General features: G+C 72.2%; 21 protein-coding genes and 1 pseudogene. 13 read left to right on the top strand and 9 right to left on the bottom strand.

Annotation, left to right across the window (positions count from 1 at the left end):
* Positions 1 to 69: 69 nt before the first annotated feature.
* From AC0665_RS18335 to AC0665_RS18325, 3 genes and pseudogenes are all read left to right on the top strand, one after another.
* A complete protein-coding gene (locus AC0665_RS18335; RefSeq protein ID WP_478610374.1) occupies positions 70 to 765 on the top strand; it encodes a TetR/AcrR family transcriptional regulator in 696 nt (231 codons plus the stop codon).
* 94 nt (positions 766 to 859) lie between these two features.
* A pseudogene (locus AC0665_RS18330) lies at positions 860 to 2103 on the top strand (sensor histidine kinase).
* Positions 2104 to 2272: 169 nt separating this feature from the next.
* A complete protein-coding gene (locus AC0665_RS18325; protein ID WP_363117799.1) occupies positions 2273 to 2938 on the top strand; it encodes a response regulator transcription factor in 666 nt (221 codons plus the stop codon).
* Positions 2939 to 3035: 97 nt separating this feature from the next.
* Here AC0665_RS18325 and AC0665_RS18320 read toward each other — a convergent pair whose 3' ends face one another.
* The gene (locus AC0665_RS18320) at positions 3036 to 3956 is read right to left on the bottom strand and encodes an SAM-dependent methyltransferase (protein ID WP_478705352.1); all 921 of its coding nucleotides are present in this window, start codon (positions 3954 to 3956) and stop codon (positions 3036 to 3038) included.
* 112 nt (positions 3957 to 4068) lie between these two features.
* On the opposite strand from AC0665_RS18320, the gene AC0665_RS18315 reads away from it, so the two are divergent.
* Genes AC0665_RS18315 through AC0665_RS18300 form a run of 4 tightly spaced genes read left to right on the top strand, consistent with a single transcriptional unit; the run spans position 4069 to position 7678 of the window.
* The gene (locus AC0665_RS18315; RefSeq protein WP_478509092.1) at positions 4069 to 5064 is read left to right on the top strand and encodes a branched-chain amino acid ABC transporter permease; all 996 of its coding nucleotides are present in this window, start codon (positions 4069 to 4071) and stop codon (positions 5062 to 5064) included.
* Positions 5065 to 5074: 10 nt separating this feature from the next.
* Complete coding sequence (locus AC0665_RS18310) at positions 5075 to 6067, top strand: branched-chain amino acid ABC transporter permease (RefSeq protein WP_478705351.1); 993 nt, start codon at positions 5075 to 5077, stop codon at positions 6065 to 6067.
* Entirely contained in the window at positions 6057 to 6935 is an 879-nt protein-coding gene (locus AC0665_RS18305; protein ID WP_478705350.1) for an ABC transporter ATP-binding protein, read from the top strand. The genes AC0665_RS18310 and AC0665_RS18305 overlap by 11 nt, the downstream gene beginning before the upstream one ends.
* Positions 6936 to 6937: 2 nt before the next feature.
* Positions 6938 to 7678, top strand: coding sequence for an ABC transporter ATP-binding protein (locus tag AC0665_RS18300; RefSeq protein ID WP_478705349.1), 741 nt, complete (start codon positions 6938 to 6940; stop codon positions 7676 to 7678).
* Between the two features lie 22 nt (positions 7679 to 7700).
* Here AC0665_RS18300 and AC0665_RS18295 read toward each other — a convergent pair whose 3' ends face one another.
* Together AC0665_RS18295 and AC0665_RS18290 are read right to left on the bottom strand one after the other, a co-directional pair.
* Positions 7701 to 8948: an ABC transporter substrate-binding protein gene (locus tag AC0665_RS18295; RefSeq protein ID WP_478705348.1), complete on the bottom strand. Its 1248-nt coding sequence runs from the start codon at positions 8946 to 8948 to the stop codon at positions 7701 to 7703.
* A gap of 198 nt (positions 8949 to 9146) precedes the next feature.
* Positions 9147 to 10628, bottom strand: coding sequence for an MFS transporter (locus AC0665_RS18290; protein ID WP_478705347.1), 1482 nt, complete (start codon positions 10626 to 10628; stop codon positions 9147 to 9149).
* Positions 10629 to 10714: 86 nt separating this feature from the next.
* Between AC0665_RS18290 and AC0665_RS18285 the strand changes: the two genes are divergently transcribed.
* The gene (locus AC0665_RS18285; RefSeq protein ID WP_468405636.1) at positions 10715 to 11110 is read left to right on the top strand and encodes a MarR family winged helix-turn-helix transcriptional regulator; all 396 of its coding nucleotides are present in this window, start codon (positions 10715 to 10717) and stop codon (positions 11108 to 11110) included.
* 31 nt (positions 11111 to 11141) lie between these two features.
* Here the strand turns inward: AC0665_RS18285 and AC0665_RS18280 are convergent, their stop codons facing one another.
* Both AC0665_RS18280 and AC0665_RS18275 read right to left on the bottom strand, forming a co-directional pair.
* On the bottom strand, positions 11142 to 11870 hold the full coding sequence (locus AC0665_RS18280) for a maleylpyruvate isomerase family mycothiol-dependent enzyme (RefSeq protein ID WP_478705346.1): 729 nt from the start codon (positions 11868 to 11870) through the stop codon (positions 11142 to 11144).
* Positions 11871 to 11935: 65 nt separating this feature from the next.
* The gene (locus AC0665_RS18275; protein ID WP_478610365.1) at positions 11936 to 12814 is read right to left on the bottom strand and encodes an SDR family oxidoreductase; all 879 of its coding nucleotides are present in this window, start codon (positions 12812 to 12814) and stop codon (positions 11936 to 11938) included.
* Positions 12815 to 13079: 265 nt separating this feature from the next.
* On the opposite strand from AC0665_RS18275, the gene AC0665_RS18270 reads away from it, so the two are divergent.
* Positions 13080 to 14558 carry a glutamate-cysteine ligase family protein gene (locus AC0665_RS18270; protein ID WP_468405642.1) on the top strand — a complete coding sequence of 493 codons (1479 nt, stop codon included), beginning with the start codon at positions 13080 to 13082 and terminating at the stop codon, positions 14556 to 14558.
* 2 nt (positions 14559 to 14560) lie between these two features.
* On the opposite strand, the gene AC0665_RS18265 is transcribed toward AC0665_RS18270, so the two are convergent.
* Genes AC0665_RS18265 through AC0665_RS18255 form a run of 3 tightly spaced genes read right to left on the bottom strand, consistent with a single transcriptional unit; the run spans position 14561 to position 17253 of the window.
* A complete protein-coding gene (locus AC0665_RS18265; RefSeq protein WP_478705345.1) occupies positions 14561 to 15670 on the bottom strand; it encodes a Gfo/Idh/MocA family protein in 1110 nt (369 codons plus the stop codon).
* Positions 15640 to 16350, bottom strand: coding sequence for a ThuA domain-containing protein (locus tag AC0665_RS18260; RefSeq protein ID WP_478705344.1), 711 nt, complete (start codon positions 16348 to 16350; stop codon positions 15640 to 15642). The genes AC0665_RS18265 and AC0665_RS18260 overlap by 31 nt, the downstream gene beginning before the upstream one ends.
* 51 nt (positions 16351 to 16401) lie before the next feature.
* Positions 16402 to 17253: a class I SAM-dependent methyltransferase gene (locus AC0665_RS18255; RefSeq protein WP_478705343.1), complete on the bottom strand. Its 852-nt coding sequence runs from the start codon at positions 17251 to 17253 to the stop codon at positions 16402 to 16404.
* Positions 17254 to 17330: 77 nt separating this feature from the next.
* Between AC0665_RS18255 and AC0665_RS18250 the strand changes: the two genes are divergently transcribed.
* Both AC0665_RS18250 and AC0665_RS18245 read left to right on the top strand, forming a co-directional pair.
* Positions 17331 to 17762 (top strand): helix-turn-helix domain-containing protein, encoded by a 432-nt coding sequence (locus AC0665_RS18250; RefSeq protein ID WP_478705342.1) that lies wholly within the window; start codon positions 17331 to 17333, stop codon positions 17760 to 17762.
* A 177-nt stretch (positions 17763 to 17939) separates the two neighbouring features.
* Positions 17940 to 18968, top strand: coding sequence for a LacI family DNA-binding transcriptional regulator (locus tag AC0665_RS18245; RefSeq protein ID WP_478610361.1), 1029 nt, complete (start codon positions 17940 to 17942; stop codon positions 18966 to 18968).
* Positions 18969 to 19011: 43 nt separating this feature from the next.
* On the opposite strand, the gene AC0665_RS18240 is transcribed toward AC0665_RS18245, so the two are convergent.
* Positions 19012 to 22971, bottom strand: a complete 3960-nt coding sequence (locus AC0665_RS18240; RefSeq protein WP_478705341.1) for a glycosyl hydrolase — start codon at positions 22969 to 22971, stop codon at positions 19012 to 19014.
* 208 nt (positions 22972 to 23179) lie between these two features.
* Between AC0665_RS18240 and AC0665_RS18235 the strand changes: the two genes are divergently transcribed.
* Positions 23180 to 24466, top strand: a complete 1287-nt coding sequence (locus AC0665_RS18235; RefSeq protein ID WP_478705340.1) for an MFS transporter — start codon at positions 23180 to 23182, stop codon at positions 24464 to 24466.
* 2 nt (positions 24467 to 24468) lie between these two features.
* Positions 24469 to 25932 (top strand): arabinose isomerase, encoded by a 1464-nt coding sequence (locus AC0665_RS18230; RefSeq protein WP_478705339.1) that lies wholly within the window; start codon positions 24469 to 24471, stop codon positions 25930 to 25932.
* Positions 25933 to 26031 lie beyond the last annotated feature (99 nt).

Genomic DNA, 26031 nt, shown 5'->3' with positions numbered 1-26031 from the left:
ACTGCTCTCTTTTTTGTTCACTGCTCTCCTTTGTGTGCAGTGCTCTGCTTCCGTGGGAGACTGCCGGTCATGAGCACCGCACACGGCGCCCGCGCCCGGGCCAGGATCGAAGTCACCGCGGCCATCAAGGACGAGGCCCGCAGACAGCTCGCCGCCGAGGGAGCCGCCCGGCTCTCCCTGCGGGCCGTGGCCAGGGAGCTCGGCATGGTCTCCTCCGCGCTGTACCGCTACTTCCCCAGCCGGGACGACCTGTTGACGGCACTCATCATCGACGCCTACGACTCCCTGGGCGACAGGGCCGAGGCCGCCCACGGCGCTGCGGCCGGAGGTCCCTTCGAGCGCTGGGTCACGGTCTGCGAGGCGGTGCGGAGCTGGGCACTGGAGCACCCACACGAGTACGCGCTGATCTACGGGACGCCCGTCCCCGGCTACACGGCACCCGACACCACCGTCCGCGCCGCCGGCCGCGTCGGCCTGCTGCTCATCGGCATCGCCCGCGACGCCCACCGCTCTCCCGGCCCGAACCGCCCCCCGCTCCCGGACGACCTCCGACCGGAGGCCGAACGGATGGTCGCCCATTTCGCCCCCCACGTCCCGCCGGAGGTCGTCACGGCACTCGTCGCGGCCTGGGCCCAGCTGTTCGGGCTGGTCGGCTTCGAGCTCTTCGGCCAGTTCAACCGGGTGGTGGAGGACCGGGAGGCGTTCTTCCGGCACGCGGTGGGACAACTCGCCCGCGGGGTGGGTCTGGAGCCCGGGCCCGCGTGAGCCGCCGGTCGGCTCGCGTACTTCCCGGGGAGTACGCGTGATCACCACGCCGGGGTGACGCGGGCGTGGGCGCGGGGCGTCTAGCGTGGCCGGTATGGACGAGCAGCGTGCGCGGGGCGGTCCGCGGCGGTGGTGGCGGCACGGACCCACCCGGTGGGACCGGTGGGAAGGGCGGGCGCCCCGCTGGCCCTGGCGATCCACGGTCCTCGTGACCGCGCTCGTGCTGGCCGGGTCGAACGTCGCCGCCCACGAACAGCAGGGTGAGCGGGCCCACCTCGACCTCTTCGCACGGGTGCTGCTGCTGGTGGCCGGAGCGCTGCTGCTGTGGCGCAAGCGGTATCCGGTGGCCGTGGTGTTCGGCACGGCGGCCGCCGTGATGGTCTATCTCGGGGCCGGGTATCCCTACGGGCCGGTGTTCTTCACCGTGGCCCTGGCCTGCTTCGGCGCCATCGTCACCGGGCACCGCCGGGCGGCGTGGGCCGCGATGGGCATGCTCTGGGCCGGGCACGTGCTGGTGGCCCACTGGCTCTTCCGGTGGCTGCCGCCGTCCGGGGACTCCGCCGCCTCGTGGGGGGAGCAGATCGTCGTCGCCACCTGGGTGGTGGCGATCGCGGCGGTGGCGGAGCTGTTCCGGGTCCGGCGCGAGCAGTGGGTCCGCGAGCGGGCCGAGCGTGCCGAGGCCGCGCGGCGGCGGGCCGACGAGGAGCGGCTGCGGATCGCGCGGGAGCTGCACGACGTCCTCGCCCACAGCATCTCCGTGATCAACGTGCAGGCCGGGGTCGGGCTGGCACTCCTCGACACCGACCCCGAGCAGGCCCGCACGGCCCTCACCACGATCAAGGACCAGAGCAAGGAGGCGCTCGGCGAGGTGCGCCAGGTGCTGGACACCCTGCGCGCCCCCGGCGACGCGCCCCGCGCCCCGGCGCCCGGGCTCGACCGCCTGCCCGAACTGGTCGAGCAGGCCGCGAGCGCCGGTCTCACGGTGGACGTCGAGGGGAAGCCGCCGCGCCTCGCCCCCGGTACGGACCTCGCCGCCTTCCGGATCGTGCAGGAGGCCCTGACCAATGTCGTCCGGCACTCGGGTTCACGGCACGCGCGGGTGCGCCTGGACCACGAGGCGGGCGTGCTGCGGCTGCGCGTGGACGACGACGGACCCGCGACCGGCGCCGACGCGGGCGGCAGCGGCAACGGGCTCGCCGGGATGCGGGAGCGGGCGGCCGCCCTGGGCGGCACCGTCGAGGCGGGCCCCCGCCCGGACGGGGGTTCCGGGTGCTCGCCGCACTGCCTCTGAGGGCGTCCGCCGAAACCGCCACCGGGCCGGTCGGGGAGGACTCCTGATGCGCGTACGGTGCGGGGACGGCCCCGCCATGAGGGGGCGCGGGCTCCCCGGGGCGCGGGAGCGGGCGGTCGCCCCGGGCGGCACTCCGCACGGGGAGTCCCGGGTGCTTGCCGTACCACCACCGAGGGCGCCCGTCGGCACGGGAGCCGGACCTGTACAGGAGGAGTCGTGATCCGCGTACTGCTCGCCGACGACCAGTCACTGGTGAGGGCGGGGTTCAGGGCACTGCTCGACGCGCAGCCCGACATCGAGGTGGCCGGGGAGGCCGCCGACGGTGCGGAGGCCGTGCGCCGGATCCGTGAACTGCGGCCCGACGTCGTCCTGATGGACATCCGCATGCCAGCCCTGGACGGCCTCGCCGCGACCCGGCAGGTCACCGGCGATCCGGATCTCGAAGACGTCAGGGTCGTCATGCTGACCACCTTCGAGCTCGACGAGTACGTCTTCGAGGCGATCCGCTCCGGCGCTTCGGGCTTCCTGGTCAAGGACACCGAGCCGGACGAACTCCTGCGGGCCGTACGGGCGGTGGTCGCGGGTGACGCGCTGCTGTCGCCCGGAGTGACCCGGCGGCTGATCTCCGAGTTCGCCTCCCGCTCCAAGGAACCGGCGGCGGCCGGCGCCCTGAGCCGGCTCACCGAGCGGGAGCGGGAGGTGATGGCTCTGGTCGGGATCGGCCTGTCGAACGAGGAGATCGCCCGCCGCCTGGTCGTCAGCCCGCTCACTGCGAAGACCCACGTCAGCCGCACGATGGTGAAACTCGGCGCCCGGGACCGTGCCCAACTGGTCGTCCTCGCCTACGAGTCGGGGCTGGTGCGGCCGGGCTGGCTGGGCTGACCCGCCTTCTGGGAACGGACCGGCACACTGACCACCCGGGAGGCGTTCTCCCTGCCCCGAGCGTGCGGCAGTTGCCGCCGACCGGATGTCCGTGGATCTAGGGGACAACGACGGCGCCGCCGTCCGCGGGTTTGTCGAGGACGTACGCCATGTAGCGAGTGACGCGCCCGATGGCCCGGTGGGCTCGTACGACGGTGATGACCTCGCCCCAGTCCTGTGCGTCGAGTGTTCTGAGGCCGGGCCACCGCACGCACAGGGCCTGTCGGCCGGCCCGGGTGGACGCGGCGCCGACGAACAGGGCGCAGAGTTGGGCTGCCCGGTGGAGTACGGGGGTGGTCCAGTCGAGGATCCGGCGCGTGGTGAAGCCGGCGGCGGAGGCCATCAGCGGGTACCGCTCGCACGGCTCGATGTCGTCGAAGCGCCAGGTCCCGCGTACGAGGCCGTTCGGGTCGAGGGTCCCGATCGGCTGATCGGTACGGGAAGTGACATCCACGAGGACGAGCCGGCCTCCTGGGCGGAGCAGCCGGAAGCTTTCGCTCAGGAATGACCTACGGCCCTCATGGCCGAAGTGGAAGGCGGCCTCCAGACAGTGCACCCGGTCGAAGGAACCATCCGTCAGCGCGATCTCCGCTGCCTGCCGTGGCAGAGCCGTGGCGTCGGCGACGGCGAAGCGCGCGCCGGAACAGCCGCCGAAGCGGCGACGCGCCTGGTCGACCTGCGCGGGCTGGATGTCCACCCCCAGTGCCCGGCATCCCGCCGCGCCCAACCGCGCAGTGGTGTCACCGCGACCGCATCCGGCATCCAGGACGAGCTGTCCGGGCCGGGCGTCCAGCAACGCCAGCGACCGGCGAGCCAGCCGGCGCTGAAAGGGCGCCGGCCCGGCCAGGACCACGAGCGGCAGGGTGGGCAGCGTGAAGTAGCCGATGTCGACCAGGCTGTCCCAGCCGAGGTGTCGCAGCACCCGGAAGAGCACACTGTCGTCGTTGTACGCACTCGCGAGGTCACCGCTGTCGCCCATTTCGCACCCTCCGTTCCCTGGGCACACGCACCGGGCCCACCGACCGTGTCACCGCCCCGACCTGCGCCTACACTGATTCCGTAAGGGACGTTCGTGACGTACCGGAACCACCGTGCGCTATCAGCGGATGCTCGTGCCGGCCCTCGCCCTGGTCCTCGTGATGGTGCCCGCGATCCCCGCCCGGGCACAGGGTGAGGAAGTCCCGCGCGGTCCCACGTTCGGCGCGCGTGCTCTGCAGGCGCTGATCGACGGTATCCAGTTCGGGGTGATCATCGCGATCACGTCGGTCGGGCTCTCGCTGATCTTCGGCACCATCCACCTGATCAACTTCGCGCACGGTGAGTTCGTCACGATCGGCGCCACCTTCGCGTTCTTCCTCAACGTCTCCGCGGCCGGTCCAGGCTGGCACCTGATCCCCGCCGCCCTCGCCGCGGTGGTCTTCGGCGCCCTGCTGGCCGGGGCGGTCGAGCGCGGCATCTGGCGCCCGCTGCGGGCGCGGGGCACCGGGCTGATCAACATGTTCATCGTCACCATCGGGCTCTCGCTGCTGCTGCGCCACGCCGTACTCGTGCTGTACGGGACCCGGCCCGCCTCCTACGCCCAGTACGACATCCAGAACACGATCGGCCTCGGGTCGGCCGGCATCACCCCGCGGGACCTCACCGTCACCCTCCTCTCCGTACTGGTGCTGCTCGGCATCGCCGCGCTCCTGCAGAAGACGCGGATCGGCACGGCCGTGCGGGCCGTGTCCGCCAACCGTGACCTCGCGGAGGCGTCGGGCATCGACGTGCAGCGGGTGGTGCTGTTCGTGTGGATGCTCGGCGGCGGTCTGGCCGCGCTCGGCGGGGTCTTCTTCGGCCTGGTCGAGATCGTCACCTGGGACATGGGCTTCAAGCTTCTTCTGCTCATGTTCGCGGGGATCATCCTGGGCGGCCTCGGCTCCGCCTACGGCGCGATGGTCGGCAGCCTGGTCATAGGCGTCGTCGCCCAGATGTCCACCCTGTGGTTCCCGGTCGACCTGCAGTACGCCTGGGCGCTGCTCGTGCTCATCCTCGTCCTCCTCGTCCGGCCGCAGGGCATTCTCGGCCGGGCCGAACGCGTCGGGTGAGGGGTGCGCCATGGACTTCTCGGCCGTCGTCTCCGACGCCCTGCGCTCGGGAATCGGCCCCATCGCCGCCGTGTACGCCCTCGCCGCGATGGGGCTGAACCTGCACTTCGGTTACACGGGGCTGCTGAACTTCGGCCAGGTCGGATTCATGCTGGTCGGCGGCTACGGGCTCGCCATCACCGTGTCGACCTACGACGGACCGATGTGGCTCGGTGTCCTGGGGGGAATCGCCTGCGCGATCGTGCTGGCCCTGCTCCTCGGTCTGCCCACCCTGCGGTTGCGCGCCGACTACCTCGCGATCACCACGATCGCGGCGGGGGAGACGCTACGGCTGTTCTACCGCTCCAGCTGGGCCGAACCGGTCACCGGTGGGGTGTTCGGGCTGCAGAGGTTCGCGAACGACTTCTACGACCTCAGCCCCATCGAGCCGGGCACCTACGGCGTGTGGCTCGTGAGGTTCAGCTCCCGCGACCTCTGGGTGATGATCGTCGGATGGGCGCTGGTGCTCGTGGTCGGCAGTCTGCTCGCCCTGCTGATCCACAGCCCGTGGGGCCGTGTCATCCGGTCGGTCCGTGATGACGAGGTCGCCGCGCGCAGCCTCGGCAAGAACGTCTACGCGTACAAGATGCAGAGCCTCGTGCTCGGCGGCGTCATCGGGGCGGTCGCGGGCATGATGCAGGCGATCCAGGTGCAGTCCGTGAACCCGGACAACTACGACCCGGGCGTCACGTTCTTCCTGTACACGCTGCTCGTGCTGGGAGGCGCCGGGCGGATCCTCGGGCCGGTCGTCGGCTCGATCCTGTTCTGGTTCGTCCTCAGCTTCCTCGACAGCGCGCTCCGCCAGGCCATCGACGCCGAGTACATCTCGCCGGACCTCATCAGCACGTCGGAGGTCGGCGCGGTGCGCTTCGCCCTGGTCGGGGTCGCCCTGATCCTGCTGGTCGCGTTCCGGCCGCAGGGCATCCTCGGCAGCCGGAAGGAGATGCTGCTCAGTGGCCGCTGACCCTGCCGTGCCCCACCCGGGCCGGCTCTCCACGACCGATCCCGAGCCGGGGGTGCGCAAGCCCGATCCCCTGCTGGTCCTGGACCAGGTGACCCGCACCTTCGGCGGCCTCGTCGCCGTGCGGGTCGAGCACCTGGAGGTGCAGCGCGGGGCCATCACGGCGCTCATCGGGCCCAACGGCGCCGGCAAGACCACGTTGTTCAACGTCGTGAGCGGGTTCGACCGGGCAGACGGCGGCCGGTGGTCGTTCGACGGACAGCCGCTCACCGGCGCGCCGGCGCACCGGGTGGCGCGGCGCGGAATGGTCCGGACGTTCCAGCTCTCCAGGGCGCTCGCCCGGCTCACGGTGCTGGAGAACCTGCTGCTCGCCGCGCCCGGGCAACGCGGCGAGCGGGTACTGCCCGCGCTGCTGCGACCGCTGTGGCGCGGGGAGGAGCGGGAGTTCGAGCGCCGGGCCGACGAACTGCTGGACCGGTTCCGGCTCGGGCCCCTGCGCGACGACCATGCCGGCACGCTCTCCGGCGGCCAGCGCAAACTGCTGGAACTGGCCCGCGCGCTGATGACCCGGCCGGTCATGCTCCTGCTCGACGAGCCGATGGCCGGGGTGAACCCCGCGCTGACCCAGTCGCTGCTCGGCCACATCACGCGGTTGCGCGACGAGGGGCTGACGGTGTGCTTCGTCGAGCACGACATGGACGTGGTGATGGGCATCAGCGACTGGGTGGCCGTCATGGCCGACGGCCGCCTGGTGGCCGAGGGCCCACCGCACACGATCGGCCGGAACGCCGCCGTCGTGGACGCCTACCTGGGCAAGCGGCACGACGAGCCGGAGGCGACCGAGGAGAAGGGGAAAGGGAAGGAGGAGTAGCGATGTCCGCCGAGGAGCAGGCACCGGTGCTGGCGGCCGACGACCTCGTCGCCGGTTACGTCCCCGGTGTCGACGTGCTGCGCGGATGCAGCGTCGAGGTGCGGCCGGGCGAGGTGGTCGGTGTGATCGGCCCCAACGGCGCCGGCAAGTCGACGCTGGTCAAGGCCGTCTTCGGGCTGCTGCGGGTGCGCGGCGGGACCGTGCGGCTGCGCGGCGAGGACGTGACCGGCCGGCCCGCGCACGAGCTGGTGCGGCGGGGGGTGGGCTACGTACCGCAGCTTCAGAACGTGTTCCCCACGCTGACCGTCGAGGAGAACCTGCGGATGGGGGTCTATCTGCGGCCCAAGGACCACACGCGGCGGGTCGCGGCGGTCCAGGAGCTCTTCCCCGTGCTGGCCGACCGCCGCAAGCAGAAGGCCGGCGCGATGTCCGGCGGCGAACGCCAGATGCTGGCGATGGCCCGCGCCCTGATGATGGAGCCGCGGCTACTGCTGCTCGACGAGCCGTCGGCCGGTCTGTCACCGCTCCATCAGGACCACGTCTTCGACCGGTGCAGAATGATCAACAGCGCGGGCGTCGCCGTGCTCATGGTCGAACAGAACGCCCGCAGGTGCCTCCAGCTCTGTGACCGCGGCTATGTCCTCGACCAGGGCCGCAACGCGTACACCGGCACGGGCACGGCCCTGCTGCACGACGAGAAGGTGATCGAGCTCTACCTCGGCACGCTCGCCCGCGTCCGTTGACTCCCGCTGCCGGTCCTCCCGGTCACTCCTCGGCCTTGCTGGTCTCGGTGCGCAGCGTCTGCAACTTGCCCGCGTCGTCGTAGCCGTACACCTCGATCGCCGCCTGGCCGGGTTCGCCCTTGTCGGTGAAGTCGAGCGGCCCGCTCACACCGTCATAGTCGATGTTCCTGCCGTCGGCGAGCAGCTCCTTGCAGGCGGCGAACGAGTTGCACTTCTCGCCGTCCCTGGTGATCCCGTTCATCTCCTTCACGTAGTCGCCCGGGTCGTCGGACTCCGCCTTCTCGGCGGCGAGAGCGATCGTCGTCACGCAGTCGAACACCTGCGGTGCGAACTGCAGCTCCTTCAGCTTCGGCGCGAACTCCTTCAGCTCCTTCACGTACTGCTCGTTCTCCGCCGAGGCCGGCGCGGTCCCCTTCATCCCGGAGAGCCTCTCCGGCTGGCCCGGGGCGACCAGCGAGGGCAGTTCCTCGCTGCGCAGTCCGTCGGCGCCGTAGACGCCGATCCGGTCGGGCCCGAGTCCGGACTCGATCATGCCCTGCAGGATCTGGGTGCCTTCCTCGAAGGCGATCACCACGGCGGCGTCCGGCCTGGAGTTCTCCACCTGCTGGACGACCTGGTCGAAGTTGGTCGCCTTCGGGTCGTAGGTCTCGGCGAGCGTCACCGTCGCGCCGCGGTCCTCCAGCGTCTTGCGGGTGGCCTCCATCAGGCCGCGTCCGTAGTCGTCCGCCCGTGCGACCAGGGCCACCCGGTCGTGGCCGTCGTCGCGGACGACATCCGCCAGGATGGGCCCCTGCAACGCGTCGCTCGGGACGGTACGGAAGTAGAAGCCGTCGTCCTCGTAGTCGGTGAAGGTGGGAGCGGTGTTCGACCCCGAACACTGCACGACGCCCGCTCCGGTCACCCGGTCGATGAACGCCAGCGACATGCCGGAAGCGGCGGCGCCGACGATCGCGTCCACGCCTGCCGCGAGGACCCGGTCCGCCGACTGCGCGGCAACGGCCTCCTGGCCCGCCTCGTCACTGGAGACCACCCTCGGCACGGGCTTGCCAAGAACACCGCCGGCGTCGTTGATCTTCTGTATCGCGAACTTCAACGATTCGATCTGGGGTGGGCCGAGGTAGGCCAGCTGTCCCGTCTCCGGCAGGACGTAGCCGAACTGGAGCTCGCCATCGCCCGGCTCGGCCTGGGCAGTGCCCGTCGTACCGCAGACGGCTATCGCGAGAGCAGCCGCGCTTGCGAAGATCGCGGACCGCCGTATCGACGCTTTCATCTCCGCCTCCGCTCGTTACAGGCGGCGGTGGTCGACTGGCCGGCCCTCCGCCCGCCATCTGTACACGAGCGTAGAGCCCATGTGGAGTCCGGAAAAGTATGAAACGTACACTTTTTCGATTGATTGTGCTGCCCGACTCGGCCCTGCGCTCCCCTCTCGGGTCACGCAGGGCGTCGGGATCAGGCCTGGAAACGCTCCCTAGTCGCCCACGGTGACGCGCTCCGCCTCCTTCGGGGTGGACTTGGCGACCACGACGGACGGCCGGTCCCGGCGGGGCCGCAGGCCCGTGAGGGTGATCAGCAGACCGGCGAGGGCGATGAGCGTCACGACCACCAGACCGGGCCGGTAGCTGTCGAGCACGGCCTGCGGCGAGGGGGTGCCGCCCTCGGGGGAGTTGGCGGTCACCACCGCCGTCACCACGGCGAGGAAGATCGCGCCACCGACCTGGACCGAGGTGTTGAGCAGTCCGGAGACCATGCCCTGCTCGTGCTCGTCGACGCCGTTGGTGGCCTGGACGTTGAGGGACGGGAAGGTGAGCGCGAAGCCGGAGCCGACCAGCAGCATCGTCGGCAGGATCACCGCCGCGTAGACCGGGTCGAGGTCGATGCGCAGGAACAGCACGTACCCGGTGACCATCAGCGCGAAGCCGAGCACCATCAGCCGGGCCGTGCCGAACCGGTCGATGACGGCTCCGACCTTCGTCGCGGACAGCGCCACGAGCGCGCCCGCCGGCAGGAAGGCCAGGGCGGTGTGCAGCGCGGACCAGCCGAGCAGCTGCTGCATGTACAGGGTGACCAGGAACTGGAAGCCGATGTAGCTGCCGACGAATGTCAACGCGCCCAGCTGGGCCCGCACTTGAGGTCCGGAGCGGAGCACGCCGAGCCGGATCAGCGGGCTGGGGCTGCGGCGCTCGACGGCGACGAAGGCGGCCAGGAGCACCGCGACGGCGACGCAGGACAGGATGGTCCGGGCCGAGCCCCAGCCCGCCTCGGGCGCCTCGACGACGGTGAACACGAGCAGCAGCATCGAGGCGGTGCCGAGGACGGCGCCGGGGATGTCGTAGCCGCCCTGGCCGCGCTCGCGCTCGGTGCGCGGCAGCAGCTTCAGGCCCACGAGCAGGGCGATCAGCGCGATGGGCGCGGGCAGCAGCATGGTGAGCCGCCAGCTGGCCTCGGTGAGCAGTCCGGAGAAGACCAGGCCCATCGAGTAGCCGGTCGCGCCGCAGGTGGTGTAGATGGCCAGGGCCCGGTTGCGCAGCGGGCCTTCGGGGAAGGTCGTGGTGATGATCGACAGCCCTGCGGGCGCGGTGAAGGCCGCGCTCAGGCCCTTGATGAAGCGGCTGGCGATGAGCAGCGGCCCGGAGTCGACGAGCCCGCCGAGCAGTGACGCGAGCGCGAAGACGGCCAGCGCGACCAGGAACACCTGTCGCCGGCCCAGCAGGTCGGCGGCGCGTCCGCCGAGGAGCAGCAGACCGCCGTAGCCCAGGATGTAGCCGCTGACGATCCATTGCAGCGCCGAGGTCGACAGGCCGAGGTCGGCGCCGATGGACGGCAGGGCGACGCCGACCATGGACACGTCCAGGGCGTCCAGGAACATCGCGGCGCAGAGCACGAGCAGGGTGCCCCACAGTCGTGGAGTCCAACGTCCTTCGACCGCAGGGGAGATGAGCGGAGAGGTCATGACCGAGAGAGTACATGCGCATGCATGAGATGCAAGCGCAATTAATTCAGGTGCATTGATCCGTGTTCTCTGTTACGGTGCGGCGCATGGCGGCTCAGCAGGCCGAGCGGACGCTCGTGGAACGGTGGCGGGACCTTCTGGCGCTGCACGCGCGCACGCAGTGCGAACTGGACCGCGCGCTGCACGCCCACGGCCTGTGTGCCAGCGACTTCGAGGTGCTGGACGTCCTCGCCGGGTGCCGGACGCCGAACGGCGTCCCGTCCTACCGCGTGCAGGAGATCTCCGAGCGGGTCCATCTCAGCCAGAGCGCGCTGTCGCGGCTGATCGCCCGGCTGGAGAAGGAGGGGCTCGTCGAGCGCGGCATGTGTGCCGAGGACCGGCGCGGCGTGCGGGTCTGCCTCACGCCGAAGGGGCGCGCGCTGCACGGTGAGGTCCTTCCCGTGCAGCGCGCGGTGCTGGCGCGGATGCTCACCGACGGCTGATCTCCCGTCGGCGGGTCCATCGGCGGGTCGCTCAGATCGCCGACGTCTCCCGCCACAGTGCGGCGAGCGCCCGGTCACCCGTGGCGTCCGGCAGGGGAGCGCGGTTCCACAGCGCCAGGTACAACCGGTCGGCCGGGCCCGACAGTTCGCAGTCGGCGGTCCCGAAGGCGTCCCGCGTGGTCACCGGCGGCTCCGGCGACAGCCGCACGGTCCACACCGCGCCTGTGCCCTCCGCACGGATCCGCAGGACCCGCGGCTCGGGGGTGCGTACCCGACTGCGGGGGCGGGCGTGGAAGCCGCGCAGGAGTTCGTCGATGCCGTCCGTCGCGAACGCGGGCGTGAGGGCCGTCGGGTCGCCGCCGCGCGCGGACTCGGCGTCGACCCGGTGCACGGCAGTCTCGTGCGCCTGCCGTCGGGCCCAGAAGGCCAGCGGGGACGGCGCGGGCAGGAAGGTGAAGCACTCCACGTCGGGCGCGGCGCCGGCCAGCGTGGCGACGAGGTGGCGGTGGCTGTCGCGGTACCAGGCGATGAGCTCCGCGCCGTCGAGGTCGGTGGGTTCGGCCGGCGGGCGGCCTTCGGTGATCCGCTCCGCGACGAACGCGGCGGCCCAGCGGTGCACCGCGCCGGTGTGCCGCAACAGGTCGCGCACCTGCCACGCGGGGCACGTGGGCACTTTCGCCTCCGTCCCCGCCTCCTCGGCGGCCGCGGCCAGCAACCGGCCTTCCGTCTCCAGCGTCTGAAGGAACTCGGCGGTCTCCATGGCGCCGAGTCTGCCGCATGGAGCTCACTGAAAGCCCGGGGTTTTCCGGCGGCGGCCCCCGATGGCTACGGCAGCGGTGTCCCGCCCGTCGCGTTGACGATCTCGGCGGTGATGTACGACGCCTCCTGCGAGGCGAGGAAGACGTACGCCGGGGCCATCTCCGCCGGCTGCGCGGGCCGCCCGATGGGGGCCTGCTTCCCGAAGGACTGGGTGTCCGGCAGGGTCGCCGGGATCAGCGGCGTCCACACCGGGCCCGGCGCCACCGCGTTGACCCGGATGCCCTTCTCGATCAGCATCTGCGCCAGCCCCTGCGTGAAGGTGACGATCGCGCCCTTCGTCGTCGCGTAGTCCAACAGATGCGGACTGGGCTTGTACGCCTGCACCGAGGTGGAGTTGATGATGCTGCCGCCCTCCGGGATGTGCGGCAGGGCCATCTTGCACAGCCAGAACATGCCGTACAGGTTGGTGCGCAGCACCCGGTCGAACTGCTCCGTGGTGATCGCCTCGATGCCGTCGGGCTGGGACATCTGGTACGCCGCGTTGTTCACGAGGACGTCGATCCGGCCGAACTCCCGCACGGCACGCTCGATCAGTGCCCGGCAGTTCTCCTCCTCGCGCACGTCGCACGCGACGGGCACGGCACGCCGTCCGGCCTCCTCGACCAGCCGGACCGTCTCGGCGGCGTCGTCCTTCTCGTCCTCCAGATGGGTGAAGAGCACGTCCGCTCCCTCCCGCGCGAACGCCAGGGCGACCGCGCGGCCGATCCCCGAGTCACCGCCGGTGATCACGGCCTTGCGGTCGGCCAGCCGGCCACTGCCCCGGTAGGACTCCTCACCGTGGTCCGGCGGCGGGTCCATCGGCCCCGTCCAACCGGGGTGCGGCTGGTCCTGGGAGGGAAACTCCGGGGTCGGGTGCTGCTCGCCGGGGTGCTGCTGTTCGGTCACGAGTCTGCCTCCTTCTGCATGGCGTACGGCCCGGTGATCATGACGGGCACCGCCACGGGTACCCACAGGATCACCGGCATCCCCCGGCAGCTTCCCCTCTTCAGCCCCGGGCCGCCCGTCGGGCCGCCGCGCCCGTCCCCGGTTTGTTTATCGACGGCACAAAGTCGGGTCAGGTGGGTGCGGGGTCGGGGACAAGGTGCGACTCTGGGACGTAACCGGTCCGCCGGGACGCGGACCCCGCCGCCGAAAGAGCGCAGGAGGGCAGATGGGACGTGACGTGCCGGCCCTGGTGTTCACCCGGGAGGACCGCCGTCGGTACCGGGAGAAGATGCACACCGACCTCGAGGTGCTCGCCCGGATGCTCCACGAGTCGGGGTTCGAGAGCGAGCGCCCCCAGGTCGGCCTGGAGATCGAGCTCAACCTGGTGGACGACGCCGGACTGCCCGCGATGCGCAACACCGACGTGCTCCGGGCGATCGCCGACCCCGCCTGGTCCAGCGAGCTCGGCCGCTTCAACCTGGAGATCAACATCCCGCCCCGGCAGCTCACGGCCGGCGGCCCCGGGGCCTGGGAACAGGAGATCAGGGACGCCCTCAACCACGCCGAGGACCGTGCCGCCGCGGTCGGCGCCCACCTGATCATGGTGGGCATCCTGCCGACGCTGGGCGAGTCCGACGTCAGCGAGTCCGCCCTCTCCGGCGATCCGCGCTACCGCCTCCTGAACGAGCAGATCTTCGCGGCCCGGGGCGAGGACCTGCGGATCCGGGTCGACGGAGTGGAACGCCTGTCGACGTACGCCGACACCATCACCCCGGAAGCCGCCTGCACCAGCACCCAGTTCCACCTCCAGGTCGACCCCAAGGAGTTCCCGCACTACTGGAACGCCGCCCAGGCCATCGCGGGCGTGCAGATCGCCCTCGCGGCGAACTCGCCCTTCCTGTTCGGCAAGGAACTGTGGCGCGAGACCCGCATCCCCCTGTTCGAGCAGGCCACCGACACCCGGCCCGAGGAGATCAAGGCCCAGGGCGTCCGGCCCCGGGTGTGGTTCGGGGAGCGCTGGATCACCAGCGTCTTCGACCTCTTCGAGGAGAACGTGCGCTACTTCCCGGCGCTGCTGCCGCTGTGCGAGGACGAGGACCCGCAGCGGGAACTGGACAGCGGCGGCGTTCCCCAGCTGGGCGAACTGACCCTCCACAACGGCACCATCTACCGCTGGAACCGCCCCATCTACGCCGTCACCGAGAGCGGTCCGCATCTGCGCATCGAGAACCGGGTGCTGCCCGCCGGCCCCACCGTGGCCGACATCATCGCCAACGGCGCCTTCTACTACGGCCTGACCCGCGCGCTGGTCGACGAGGACCGGCCGGTGTGGACGCGCATGTCCTTCTCGGTCGCCGAGGAGAACCTGCACACCGCCGCCCGCGACGGCATCGACGCCCGCCTGTACTGGCCCGGTGTCGGCGAAGTGCCGGTCACGGAGCTGGTGTTGCGGCGTCTGCTGCCCCTGGCCCACAAGGGCCTGGAGCTGACCGGCATGGACGCCGCGTGGCGCGAGCCCCTGCTGGGCATCATCGAGCAGCGCTGCGTCACCGGCCGCAACGGCGCCCTGTGGCAGGCCGAGATGGTGCACCACCTGGAGAAGGCCGGCATCTCCGACCGCCGGGAGGCACTGCGGCAGATGACCGGCACGTACATGGACTACATGCACATGAACGCGCCCGCGCACACCTGGCCCGTGGACTGACGTCAGTCCGGCCGGCCCTGCCACCGCGCGGCGGGCGTCAACGGCACGGACGCGGGCACCTTCGCCGACGTCGTCAGCTCGATGCGCCGCCCCTCGGCCGCCGAACGCAGCAGGGCCGTCATCGTCTCCAGCACGTGCAGGGCGAGTTCACCGTTCGCGCGCGGCGCCCGCTCACCGTCGGCGGTGACGAAGTCGAGCAGGCCGACACCGCGTGCGCCGTCCACGTAGCCCGCCGACACCGGCAGGGGACGCCAGCGGTCGTCGCCGAGGGCGTGGAGGCGCACCTCGCCGTCGAAGCGGTTCGGGTCGGGGACCGCGAGGGTGCCGCTCTCCCCGTGCACCTCGATCGGGGCGGCCGTGGTGGCCACCCCGTCGAAGCTCGTCGTGAGGGTCGTCAGGGTCCCGCCCACGTGCTCCAGCACTCCGGAGACATGGCTGTCCACCTCGACCGGTATGCGCCGGCCCGCGCGCGGACCCGAGCCGATGACCCGCTCGGCGCGCAGCCGCCCCGCGGCCCCGATCACCGCCCGCACCGGACCCAGCAGATGCACCAGTGAGGTGAGGTAGTAGGGGCCCATGTCCAGCAGCGGCCCCCCGCCCGCCGTGTAGTAGAAGTCGGGGTGGGGGTGCCAGCGTTCATGACCCGGGGTCACCATCACGGCCGAGGCGAACTGGGGGCGCCCGATACTGCCCGCCTCCACGGCCGCCCGCGCGGTCTGAACTCCCGTACCCAGGACGGTGTCCGGAGCACAGCCCACCCCGGTGCCCGCCCGCGCGGCGGCGTCCAGCACGGCGCGGGCGTCCTCCAGGCCCGCCGCCAGCGGCTTCTCCCCGTAGACGTTCTTGCCGTGCCGGATCGCCCCGAGGGCTATCTCCGCGTGCGCCGCCGGGGTGGTGAGGTTCAGCACCGTGTCCACGTCCGGGCTGCTCAGCAGTTCCTCGACCGGCAGCGCACGGGCACCGGGCAGTTCGGCGGCGGCCGCGGCCGACCGGGAGGCGTCGAGGTCGGCGACCGCGGTGACCCGCACACCGGGACGGCCCACGAGGGTGTCCAGGTACGCGCGGGAGATGACGCCGAGCCCTACGACCCCGACGCGGTGCGCGTCGCCCACAGCATGCCCCTCTCGATGATGGTGCGGACCTGGGGGTGTTCCAGCACGTCGACGCTGTGCCCCGGGGTCGTCACCACGATCCGCCCCGCGCCCCACCGGCGGGTCCACACCGCCGGTGAGGTGACCGGCCGGTGCCAGGGCTGCCACGGCCGGACGGGATGCGTGGTGGTGGCCAGGACGTCGATGAGGTCGTCGTGCAGCACCCAGTACTGCTCGGTCTCCAGCGCGAAGTCCTCGATGCCGGCCGTGATCGGGTGCGCCCGGCCGGCCTCGGTGAGGGAGATGGTGTGGGGCAGGAAGTTGTCCGCCGCCTCACCCCGGCGCTCGCACGGCTCCTTGCCCGGGTGCGTGGCGAACTGGCCGCCCACCAGGTGCAGATAGTCCGAGGAGGCGCGGAAGGAGTCGGCGATGCCGCCGTGCCAGCCGGTGAAGCCGGTACCGGCCACGACCGCGGAGATCAGCCCCGCCACCTGCGCGGGCGTGATCTCCGACATCGTCACGCACTGCACGACCAGGTCGGTGCCGGCCATCTCGGCGGCGTCCGCGTAGACCGCGGTCGACTCCTCGACCCGGACGGCGTACCCCTGGCTCCGGAGGAAGGGCAGGAACAGGTTCGTGGCCTCGACCGGCTCGTGCCCCTCCCAGCCGCCCCGGACCACCAGCGCTCTCTTCTGCGTCATCGTGATCTCACTATGCGCCGGTCGCACGCGCCCGGAGAAGGGGCCAGGACGTCACGAAAGTTTCGCGTCGGCGGCCCGTGCGGAGACCATCCAACAGGCCGCGGTGTAGCGGACCTCCGTGCCCTCCACGAACGGGTCGAAGGCGGGCCGGACCACCTCGACGATCTCCGCCCGGGTCCGCGCGTCGGCCTCGGGCAGGACCGTGCCGAGCGGACCGAGCCGGGTGAAGTACGTGACGAGGTCCCGCTCGGGCAGGGTGCAGACCGCGTCGACCGGCTGGATGTCGATCCCAGACCAGCCACTGTCCGACAGGACGCGGTGCACGCGCTCCGGGTCGGCGAAGGCGAACTGGCCCGGCTGGTCCGGCCGCCGGGCGGGAAGCTCCGGCAGGAACGGGGCCGCGGCCCGCTCGGCCGTTGTCATGAACGGGTTCTCCTCGGCGCCCCGCCACACGAGGCACCGCAGCCCCGCCCCGTCCTCGACCGCGCTCCGGATATTGGTGAAGGCCCGCACCGAGTCGCTGAAGAACATCACCCCGAAGCGCGAGATGACCGCGTCGAACGCGGCGGGCCCGAACGCGTACTCCTGCGCGTCGGCCTGGATGAAGGACGCCGCGACGCCCTCCCGCTCGGCACGCGCCCGGGCTTCCCCGATCATCGGGCCGGAGATGTCGACCCCGACGCAGTGACCGGTCCGGCGCGCGACGGCCCGGGTGATGCTGCCCGTACCGCAGCCCACGTCCAGCACACGTGCCGGGTGCTCGGTGGCCACCGCGTCGACGAGCAACTCCTCCAAGGGCCTGAACATGCCGTGCAGCAGCCCCTGGAGATCCACCCAGGCATGGCCGGCGGGCCCGTTCCAGCGGGCGGCCTGCTCGTCGTAGGACCTGCGTGAGGCATCCATCGTGGTCTCTCCCTCTGCTTGCCTTCGTCGGGACGGGATGACAGCGTTCTACTTCAAGTCGACTTGAGGTCAAGACAATGACAGATCTGGACATCGCGGAAGTGGCGCACCGCGCCGGAGCGCCCGCCTCGACGCTGCGGTTCTACGAGGAGAAAGGGCTGATCACCCCGACCGGCCGGCGCGGCCTGCGGCGTCAGTACGACCCCGGTGTCCTGGAGCGGCTGGCGCTGATAGCGCTGGGACGGACGGCCGGGTTCTCGCTCGACGAGATCGCGCGGATGTTCGCGCCGGACGGGCAGCCGTACATCGACCGGCGGATGCTGTCGGCCAAGGCGGACGAACTGGACCGCAGGATCCGCGAACTGGGCGTCCTGCGGGACTCCCTGCGGCACGCCGCCGCCTGCCCGGCACCGCGCCACCTCGAGTGCCCCACCTTCCGGCGTCTGCTCGACGCGGCGGCCTCCGGCACGGTCGCGGCGCCGGAACGGCGGGTTCCCGAGCGGCGCTGACGGCCGCCGGCGCCGAGCGGCGCGGTGACCGGGATGGCGCAGTCCTGATCGCCGACCGTTCGTCTGCCGGCCCCTGCGCCGGCCGTGCAAAAAACGTTCCACACCCGGCCGCGTTATACTTTCGGCGCCCGAGAAGGTCACCGTCGTGCCTGGTCGCACGGCTGCAACAGCGAGGGGGTGGACGCCGTTCCGGTACGCCCCGCTCGCATCCAGGACGTCGCGGCCGCCGCCGGTGTCTCGGTGTCCACGGTCTCGAACGTGCTCAACCGGCCCGAGCGGGTCAACGCCCGCACCGCCGAGCGTGTCCGCGTCGCCGTCGCCGCGCTCGACTACGTCCCCCACCCGGGAGCAGCCGGCCTGCGCACCGGGCGCGCCTCCGCGATCGGGCTGGTGCTGCCCGACGTCACCAACTCCTTCTACGCGCGCATCGCGCGAGGCGCCGCCGACGCGGCCTACGACCACGGCTACTCCCTCGTGCTGTGCCACAGCGGGGACGACCCGGAACGGGAGCAGGGCTACTTCAGCATGCTCGTCGAGCAGCGGGCCGTCGGTGTCGTGGTCGTGCCGCTCAGCGCCGACCCCGGCCGGCTGGCCCGGCTGCGCGAGCGGGGCATCCCGCTCGTCCTGGCCGACCGCGCGATGCCCGACCGGGAAGGCTGTTCGGCCTCCGTCGACGACATCGCCGGCGGCCGCATCGCCGTCCAGCACCTCCTCGACAGCGGTGCCCGCGACCTGCTCGTCGTCAACGGCGAGCGCGGCATACGGCAGTGCGCCGACCGCTACCAGGGCGCCCGGCAGGCCGTGCGCAGCCGGCGCGAGGCCCGGCTCGGCCAGGTCGTCGCCGAGCGGATGACCGTCGCCCACGGCACGGAGATCGCCCGCGGCCTGAAGGAACTGCCCGACGGGGTGTTCTGCACCAACGACTTCCTCGCCGCGGGCCTGTGCCGGGGACTCACCGAGCGGGGCGTGCGCATCCCCGAGGACGTGCAGGTAGTCGGCTACGGCGACCTCGACGTGGCGACCTTCGGGGCGACGACGCTGACGACGGTCCGGCAGCCCGTCGAGGAACTCGGCCGTGCGGCCGTGGAGATGCTGCTCGACGAGATCGAGGCCCGCGCGGACCACCTGCACGAGACCCGCGTCTTCGCCCCGGGCCTCGTCCGGCGCGACTCCACCCGGCCCCCTGCCGGCAACCAGACCCCGTAGCGCGGACGGTGATGGCGTCGCGGACGCCTCACCACCGGTCCTCCTAGGACGGCAGATCCCGGCCCCGGGCCGGAATCTCCAGCGTCACCGGCCCGAACAGACCCGAAGGCAACTGGGACGGGAAGGCCCAGGCGGTCGGAGTGGCCTCGGCGAGATACGGCGCCAGCGTCCCCCGTACCGTCACCTCCAGCCGGACCGTCCGCCCGGCGGCACCGCGCAACGGGAAGCGGTAGGGCGCGCAGAACGCCTCACCGGCGAAGTCCCCGTCGACCGCCACCTCCACACTGCCCCGCACCCGCCCGAGATCCAGCACCGGATCACACCCGGCAGGCACCTCCACCACCCGCGTGTACGTCACGCCCCCGCTCCAGCCGCCCAGGCCCTGCTCGCGCCAGTCGCCCAGCCGCAGCGGTGCCGGCACGGTCCGCACCCGCACCGGCCCACGCCAGGCCGAACCACCCCGCAGGAACGCCGTGGGCTCGGTGACGACCTCGACCGCCGTGGCTGCCGGGAGCGGCGCCCGAAGCGCCAACCGTCCATGGGACAAGGACCGTTCCTCGTCGTCTCCGACCCGCACCCGCGCGGGCAATGCCAACGGCAGCTCCAGCGACACCGTTCCGGGCGGGACGGTGAACCGGAAACGCTGCGGCACCTCGTGGACGTCATCGGTGCAGCGCGACGGCCACACGGGAGCTCCCAGCTCCGGACGGCCGTTGAGCCAAGCGGTGTCCGGCAGCGGATGCGGCCGTACGGCGGCGTGGCAGTGCTGCAACTCGCCCCGCCTGCGGTCGTCCTCGACGGTCCGGCCCCGCCACGCCCCCGTCTCGGCCTCCCAGCCGGCCCCACTGACCAGAGCCGTCGTCGCCCCGGACCCCGAGTAGGCCACCAGGTCGACGAACACGGCGTCCCGGGCGTCATCGCTGTCGGTCACGACCTCCAGCGTGTGTTCGCCCGCCCCGAGTTGGGTCTCGTGACGGAAGAACACCGGCACGGCTCCCCAGTCCGCCTCGTAGTACTCCGCCTTCTCCTGCCGCGCCAGCACCTCCCCGTCGAGCAGCACGGTCACGGCACAGGCGGCACCCACGACGAGCACGGCGCGTGCGTCGCCGGGCCGGACCGCGAACCGTGCGCGGCAGGTCACCCGGCCGTCGGCCCGGACCCCGCCGGGCGGGCGCATGAACCGGGGGCGCGGCCCCGGACCTCCCAGCCCGGTCAGGCAGAAGAAGCTGCCGAGCGCCGTGGCGGCGGTGGCCGAGATCGTCGAGGGCCGGTCCTGGGCGTCCGACAGCTCGTACTCCAGGACATCGCGGTCGTGGACCACGACCGCGGCGGATGCCACACAGCCGCCACCGTCCGGCTTCAGCGGCTGCCCGTTCCACCACACCCGCTTGACCGCCTCCGCGCCGACATGCAGCGAGGCCGGACCCCGACGGCCGGTCGCGACGATCGTCCGGACCCGGGCGGCCGTCGCGCCGACCGGCACTGGGACGCGTACGAACTCCTCGCCCACCAGGCCCTTCGTGCCCAGCAACCCGCCCTGGTCCGGGTGCCCACGGCTCGACGAGTACACCGCGGCCTCCCAGGCCGAGTCCGGCGGCACGAGGGGCAGGTCACCGGCCAGGACCCGCTGGGCAGCCGCCGCGTCCAGCGGCTCGGGCAGCCGGGCCAGCGGCACCGGGGGCAGAATCCGGACCCGGTTGCCGTACGTGACCCGGGACCGCTCCCACGCCCCGCCCTCGCTCCACCGCATGGTCCAGAGCTGCGGCTCCGCCACGGACGACGCGGGCGGGAGGGCCAGATCGCCCCAGGTGTTGTCCATCGTGGGGACCAGCCGGCCCTGCCAGCCGGTCGAGAGGTCGAGCACCCGGGCCGCCGTCCCATCCGTGGCCGGTGCCGGCGCCGGACGGCCCTCACGCCAGACGACCAGGACCGCGGGCGCGCCGTCCAGCGGCACCTCGACGGTGGAGAGGGCGCCGCCCTCGCCGACCGTGACGCGGGCCGGGCGCCGCGAGCCGGTCGCCGGGTTCCAGACCTCGGCCTCGGCGACGGCGGCCCGGACGGTGACGGACGTGCTGCGCAGCGGCTCGGGCCCGGAGCCGGACGGCCGCAGCGGATGCGCGCCGATCTCCGGGAAGGCCGCCGTGACCAGCGCCACCGCCTCGTTCCCCCTCCGCCGGACGAGCAACGGCACCTCGCCCGTCGCGTACCCGGCCAGGTCGGTCACCGCGGCGGCGCCGGCCTCGGGGCCGGGCGCCCGCTCCAGCCGGGGATGGGCGAGCAGGGCCGCCACGACCGCGTCGTCACCGGACCGGCCGGCGGCCGTCGCCGGCGGCCGCCCCACGACCACCACCCGCCCTCCCGCGTCCAGCAGTTCGGTCAGCCGGCGTGCCGTCTCCTCCTCCAGCACGCTCGCCGAGGGCAGCAGCACCGCGCGGTAGGCCAGGTCCCCGATCCGCAGGGCGCCGCCGGTGGCCCGGGCACGCCGCACCGAGTCGTCGTCGACGACGTCGAAGGAGATCCCGTGCCGGTCCAGGGCACCGGCATGCGGCCCGAGCCAGTTGTTGGTGCCGCACAGGTCCAGGTAGTGCCGCTGCGTCTCGTCGGCCCGGGCATGGCCCTCGCCCAGCCGCCCGTCGCCGAAGTGCCGGACAGGGGCGTCCAGCGGCAGGAGGGCCTGCATGGTGGTGGTGGGGTGCAGCACCGCCACCTCGGCCGCGTACCCGCCCCACGACATGATCGAGCAGATTCGGGCCACCGCCCGGGAGAACGCCGGGTACTGCTTCCAGTACGGCTGGCGCCAGTCGGTCGACGGCGGCGCCCACTCGAACCAGCCGCCGGCCGTGCCGAAGTAACTGGCATGAGGGTTGTAGAGGTTGGCCCCGCTGCGCAGGAACGGCAGCAGCCAGTGGTAGGTGTCCTCCAGCGTGCCGCCCCAGCCGGAGGAGTGGAACGCCTCGATCCAGACGCGCTCGTGGCCGTAGAGGTGCGCCATGGACGAGTGCACCTTGGCGTCGCCGTGATGGTCGCTGCCGGCGGCGCCGTACCAGCGGTGGGTGCGGAAGTAGTCGGTGTAGAGCTGTGTGGACTGGGCCGGGTACCCCGCGCGGGCGGGATGGCTCTGGTCGCTGCCCAGCAGCAGACCGCGCTCACGGTGCCAGGCGGCGAGCGGCCGGAACAGGGCCTCCTCGGTCAGCTCCGCGCGGACCGCGTAGTAGTCGGCGCGGACCCTGCCCTCCGCCACACCGGCGTTCGTGCCGAACAGGGCCGGCAGGTGGTCGAGCAGGTCGTAGCCGCGCCGGGTGCGGAACTCGTCGGCGAATCGATGGCTCCAGGCGTTGGTGCCGGGGAGCTCGTCCTGGAAGCTGCCCGTGATGACGGTGCCGAGGTAGTCCGGCACGCGGCGGTCGTACGCGTGGTGGACCGTGTCCATCAACAGGCCCACGGCGTGCGGGTCCAGATAGTCGAACGCGGTGGGGACGGTCGTGACCAGCCGCACCTCGCTGCCGTCGGGGGCCGCGATCCGTCCGTCCGCGCGCAGGTCGACCCGCGGTCCCTGCCGCGTGTACGCGGCCAGCGGGGTCTCGGCGCACGTCAGGGCGACCGTGCCCCGGGAGACCCGTACATCGCGGCAACGCAGCGCGAGCCCCGCGGCCTCCGGATGACGCCGTGTCACCCCGCCCTGCACATTGGCGCCGGAGAACCCGATCTGGTCGTAGAACCACAGGCGCGTGCCCAGCTCCGCCGCGATCTCGCAGGCGTCGGTGAAGCGCGCCCACCACTCCTCGCCGAACCACGCCGGATCGTCGGCCCGGGCCCCGAACGTCGGCCCGGCCGGGGCCAGGTTGATGACGACCAGGTTGTGCACCCCGCCCCGCGCGAACGCCCGCAACTGCCAGGCGAGTCGTGCGCGCGTGACCTTCGCGCCGGACCACCACCACAGGGGTGTGGGACCGAAGGCGCGCGGCGGGTTCTCGAACAACTGCCGGAGAGCGGGGGAGAGCACGGATGCGGTCCTTCCCCTAAAACGTTTTTCGGGCCGTCCTCACCGTAGGCGAGCTGGAAGGGGCACGCCATAGGCCGGGAGCGGACCGGGGCGGCCGACGTCAGGTCACCCACGCCCGCCCGACACCTTGTTGCAACGTTTTCCTCGCCCTATATTCGCAGCGACCAGGCCCCCGAACCGCGATGTCACCAGACGACGGAGTCGCAGCATGGCCGGTAACCGCCCCATCCCCCCACCGCTCTGGAAGGCCGCGGCCCTGTCGGGCATGGCCTCCTATCTCGACGCCGGGCTGATCGTGAGCATCTCCGTCAACCTGGCCATCTACCGCGACAGTTACGACATGGGCGTGTGGATGGCCGGGGCGATCAGCGCGATCGTCACCGGCTGCATCGCCGTCGGATCACTGGTCGGCGGACGACTCGCCGACCTCTTCGGCCGCCGCCGCGTCTACAACTGGGACATCTTCTGCTTCGCCATCGGCGCCCTCGTCATCACCCTCGCGCCGGACGACATCACCCTGCTGGTCGGCGTCCTCGTCGCGGGGCTCGCGGCCGGCGCCGACCTTCCGACGTCCCTGGCCGTCGTCTCGGACGCGGCACCCGCCTGGGCCCGGGGCAGACTCGTGGCGTTCACCCAGGTCATGTGGACGCTGGGCATCGCCGTCGCCATCTTCCTCGGGTTCGTCCTGTCCACCACGGGCATGACCGGGGCCCGGCTCATCACCGGGCAACTGGCCGTCGCCGCGCTCGTCACCTGGGCTCTGCGATCCCGGCTGAGACTGCCGGGCGAGCCGTCGGAGCCCGACCCGCGGACCTCCCCGGAGGATCCCTCCCCGGCCCCGGTGTGGACCCGCGCCGCCCTCCTGCCGATGGCCGCGACCTTCGTCTTCTACGTGACCTGGGGTCTGGGGGCCAACACCTTCGGGCAGTTCGGCACCTATCTGCTCGTCACCGTCAGCGACGCCTCGCGGAGCCTGGCCACCGGGATCAACCTGGCCTTCATCCCGGTCGGCGTGCTGCTGACCTTCGCCTTCGTGCGCGTCGCCGACAGCCCCTGGCGCGACCGGCTGTTCCACGTGGCGGCGCTCGTGCAGATCCTCGCCTTCGTCATCGCGTCCCTGACCGCGGGCGCGCTCGCCGGCATGCTCGTCTTCTTCGTGCTCTATCAGCTCTCCAACCCCTTCGCGGGCGAGGCCAATTACAAGGTGTGGTCGCAGCTCACCCTGCCCGCCGACACCCGCGGCACCACCCAGGGCCTCACCTACGCGCTGTCCCGGGGCGTCTTCGCGGTCGCCGCCTTCTTCACCCCGGCCCTGGCCGACCACAGCCCGTCCGTCCTGCTCTGGACGATCACCGCCTGCATGACGGCGGCGGCGCTGGCGGGCGTCTTCATCATCCGCGTCCTGGTCCCGCGGCCCGCGAGCACCGAACGGGACGCAGCCGACTCGCGCGTCCCCCACACCTGGCCCGCCGGCCCGTCCCACAAGGAGCTCTGACCATGGCAACGACCGCGGACCGCACGGCCGCACGGGCCGCCGCCCTGCACGACCTGCTCCCGCCGGTCACCCGGCGCCGCACCCGGATCGGGCTGGTCGCCGGCGGACTCGGCACCTACTGGCCCCAGTTCCCCGGCCTCCTGCCGAAGCTGAAGGAGTCGGCCGCCCATGTCGCCGACCGCCTCCGGGCGATGGACGCGGAGGTGACCGACGCCGGATTCGTCTGTGACGCCCAGGAAGGCGCCCGCGCCGCTGAGGAGTTACGCAGGGCCGACTGCGATCTGATCGTGCTCTTCCTGACGACGTACCTCACCTCGTCGATGGTGCTGCCGATCGCCAGGCGCTCCCACACGCCCGTCCTGGTCGTCGACCTCCAGCCGTCCGAGAAGATGGACCACGCCTCCTTCGACACCGGCGCCTGGCTGGCCTACTGCGCGCAGTGCTCGGTCCCCGAGGTCGGCAACGTCTTCCGGCGCGCCGGCATCCCCTTCCGGTCGGTGTCCGGCTGGCTGCGGCAGGAGTCCGCCTGGCGGCGCATCGAGCAGTGGATCCGGGCCGCGCACGTCCGCGCCGCGCTCCGGCACGCCCGGCACGGCCTGATGGGGCACGTGTATCCCGGCATGCTCGACGTGCAGACCGACCCGACGCTGCTGGCCACGACGTTCGGCTCGCACGTGGAGGTGCTGGAGTTCGACGATCTGAGGCACCGCGTGGAGCGGGTGAGCGAGGCGGAGACCCGGGAGCGGATGGCGCTCGCCCGGCAGATCTTCACCCTCGACGAGAGTGTGGTGGAGGAGGACTTCGCCTGGGGCGCGACCGTGTCCGTCGCCCTGGACCGGCTCGTCGCCGACTTCGGGCTCGACAGCCTCGCCTACTACCACCGCGGTCTCGACGGCGAACTGCACGAGCGGCTCGGCGCCGGCATGATCCTCGGCGCCTCCTTGCTCACCGCGCGGGGCGTGCCCGCCGCCGGTGAGTACGAACTGCGCACATCGGTGGCCCAGTTGGCGTCGCAGAGCGTCGGTGCGGGGGGTTCCTTCACCGAGATCCAGGCCCTCAACTTCGAGGACGGCGTGGTGGAGATGGGCCACGACGGCCCGGCCCACCTGGCGGTCGGCGCCCGCGACCCGCTGCTGCGCGGCCTCGGCGTCTACCACGGCAAGCGCGGCTGGGGCGTGAGCGTCGAGTTCGACGTCCGGCACGGACCCGTCACCCTGCTCGGCCTCGGCCAGGACGCCGACGGCAGCCTGTCGTTCGTCACCTCCGAGGGCACCGTCGTACCGGGACCGCTGCTGGAGATCGGCAACACGACCAGCCGTGTCGACTTCGGCCGCGACCCCGGTGAATGGGTCGACGCCTGGAGCGCCACGGGCGTCGGCCACCACTGGTCCCTCGCGGTCGGTCATCACACGGCCGACTTCCGGGCGGCCGCGAGTCTGCTGGGCATCGACCACCGGCAGGTGTGACGGGCGGCGTCCCGTGAGGGATGGGTGCCGGCCCCACCCGGATGTGGGTGACGGCACTGATGGTGCGGGGCCCGGGGCCCGTGTGAGGCTGGCAGCACC

The sequence above is a fragment of the Streptomyces sp. NPDC043685 genome (assembly GCF_056436585.1).
Note: the sequence above shows the minus strand (reverse complement) of the source record. Positions and strands in the feature narration are given on the sequence as shown.

Coding starts and splice junctions, on each gene's coding strand:
- AC0665_RS18255 (WP_478705343.1), bottom strand. CDS start 17,253: ATGGATGCCTCACGCAGGTCCTACGACGAGCAGGCCGCCCGCTGGAAC.
- AC0665_RS18260 (WP_478705344.1), bottom strand. CDS start 16,350: ATGACGCAGAAGAGAGCGCTGGTGGTCCGGGGCGGCTGGGAGGGGCAC.
- AC0665_RS18295 (WP_478705348.1), bottom strand. CDS start 8,948: ATGAAAGCGTCGATACGGCGGTCCGCGATCTTCGCAAGCGCGGCTGCT.
- AC0665_RS18285 (WP_468405636.1), top strand. CDS start 10,715: ATGGCGGCTCAGCAGGCCGAGCGGACGCTCGTGGAACGGTGGCGGGAC.
- AC0665_RS18310 (WP_478705351.1), top strand. CDS start 5,075: ATGGACTTCTCGGCCGTCGTCTCCGACGCCCTGCGCTCGGGAATCGGC.
- AC0665_RS18290 (WP_478705347.1), bottom strand. CDS start 10,628: ATGACCTCTCCGCTCATCTCCCCTGCGGTCGAAGGACGTTGGACTCCA.
- AC0665_RS18235 (WP_478705340.1), top strand. CDS start 23,180: ATGGCCGGTAACCGCCCCATCCCCCCACCGCTCTGGAAGGCCGCGGCC.
- AC0665_RS18280 (WP_478705346.1), bottom strand. CDS start 11,870: ATGGAGACCGCCGAGTTCCTTCAGACGCTGGAGACGGAAGGCCGGTTG.
- AC0665_RS18320 (WP_478705352.1), bottom strand. CDS start 3,956: ATGGGCGACAGCGGTGACCTCGCGAGTGCGTACAACGACGACAGTGTG.
- AC0665_RS18270 (WP_468405642.1), top strand. CDS start 13,080: ATGGGACGTGACGTGCCGGCCCTGGTGTTCACCCGGGAGGACCGCCGT.
- AC0665_RS18335 (WP_478610374.1), top strand. CDS start 70: ATGAGCACCGCACACGGCGCCCGCGCCCGGGCCAGGATCGAAGTCACC.
- AC0665_RS18250 (WP_478705342.1), top strand. CDS start 17,331: ATGACAGATCTGGACATCGCGGAAGTGGCGCACCGCGCCGGAGCGCCC.
- AC0665_RS18300 (WP_478705349.1), top strand. CDS start 6,938: ATGTCCGCCGAGGAGCAGGCACCGGTGCTGGCGGCCGACGACCTCGTC.
- AC0665_RS18230 (WP_478705339.1), top strand. CDS start 24,469: ATGGCAACGACCGCGGACCGCACGGCCGCACGGGCCGCCGCCCTGCAC.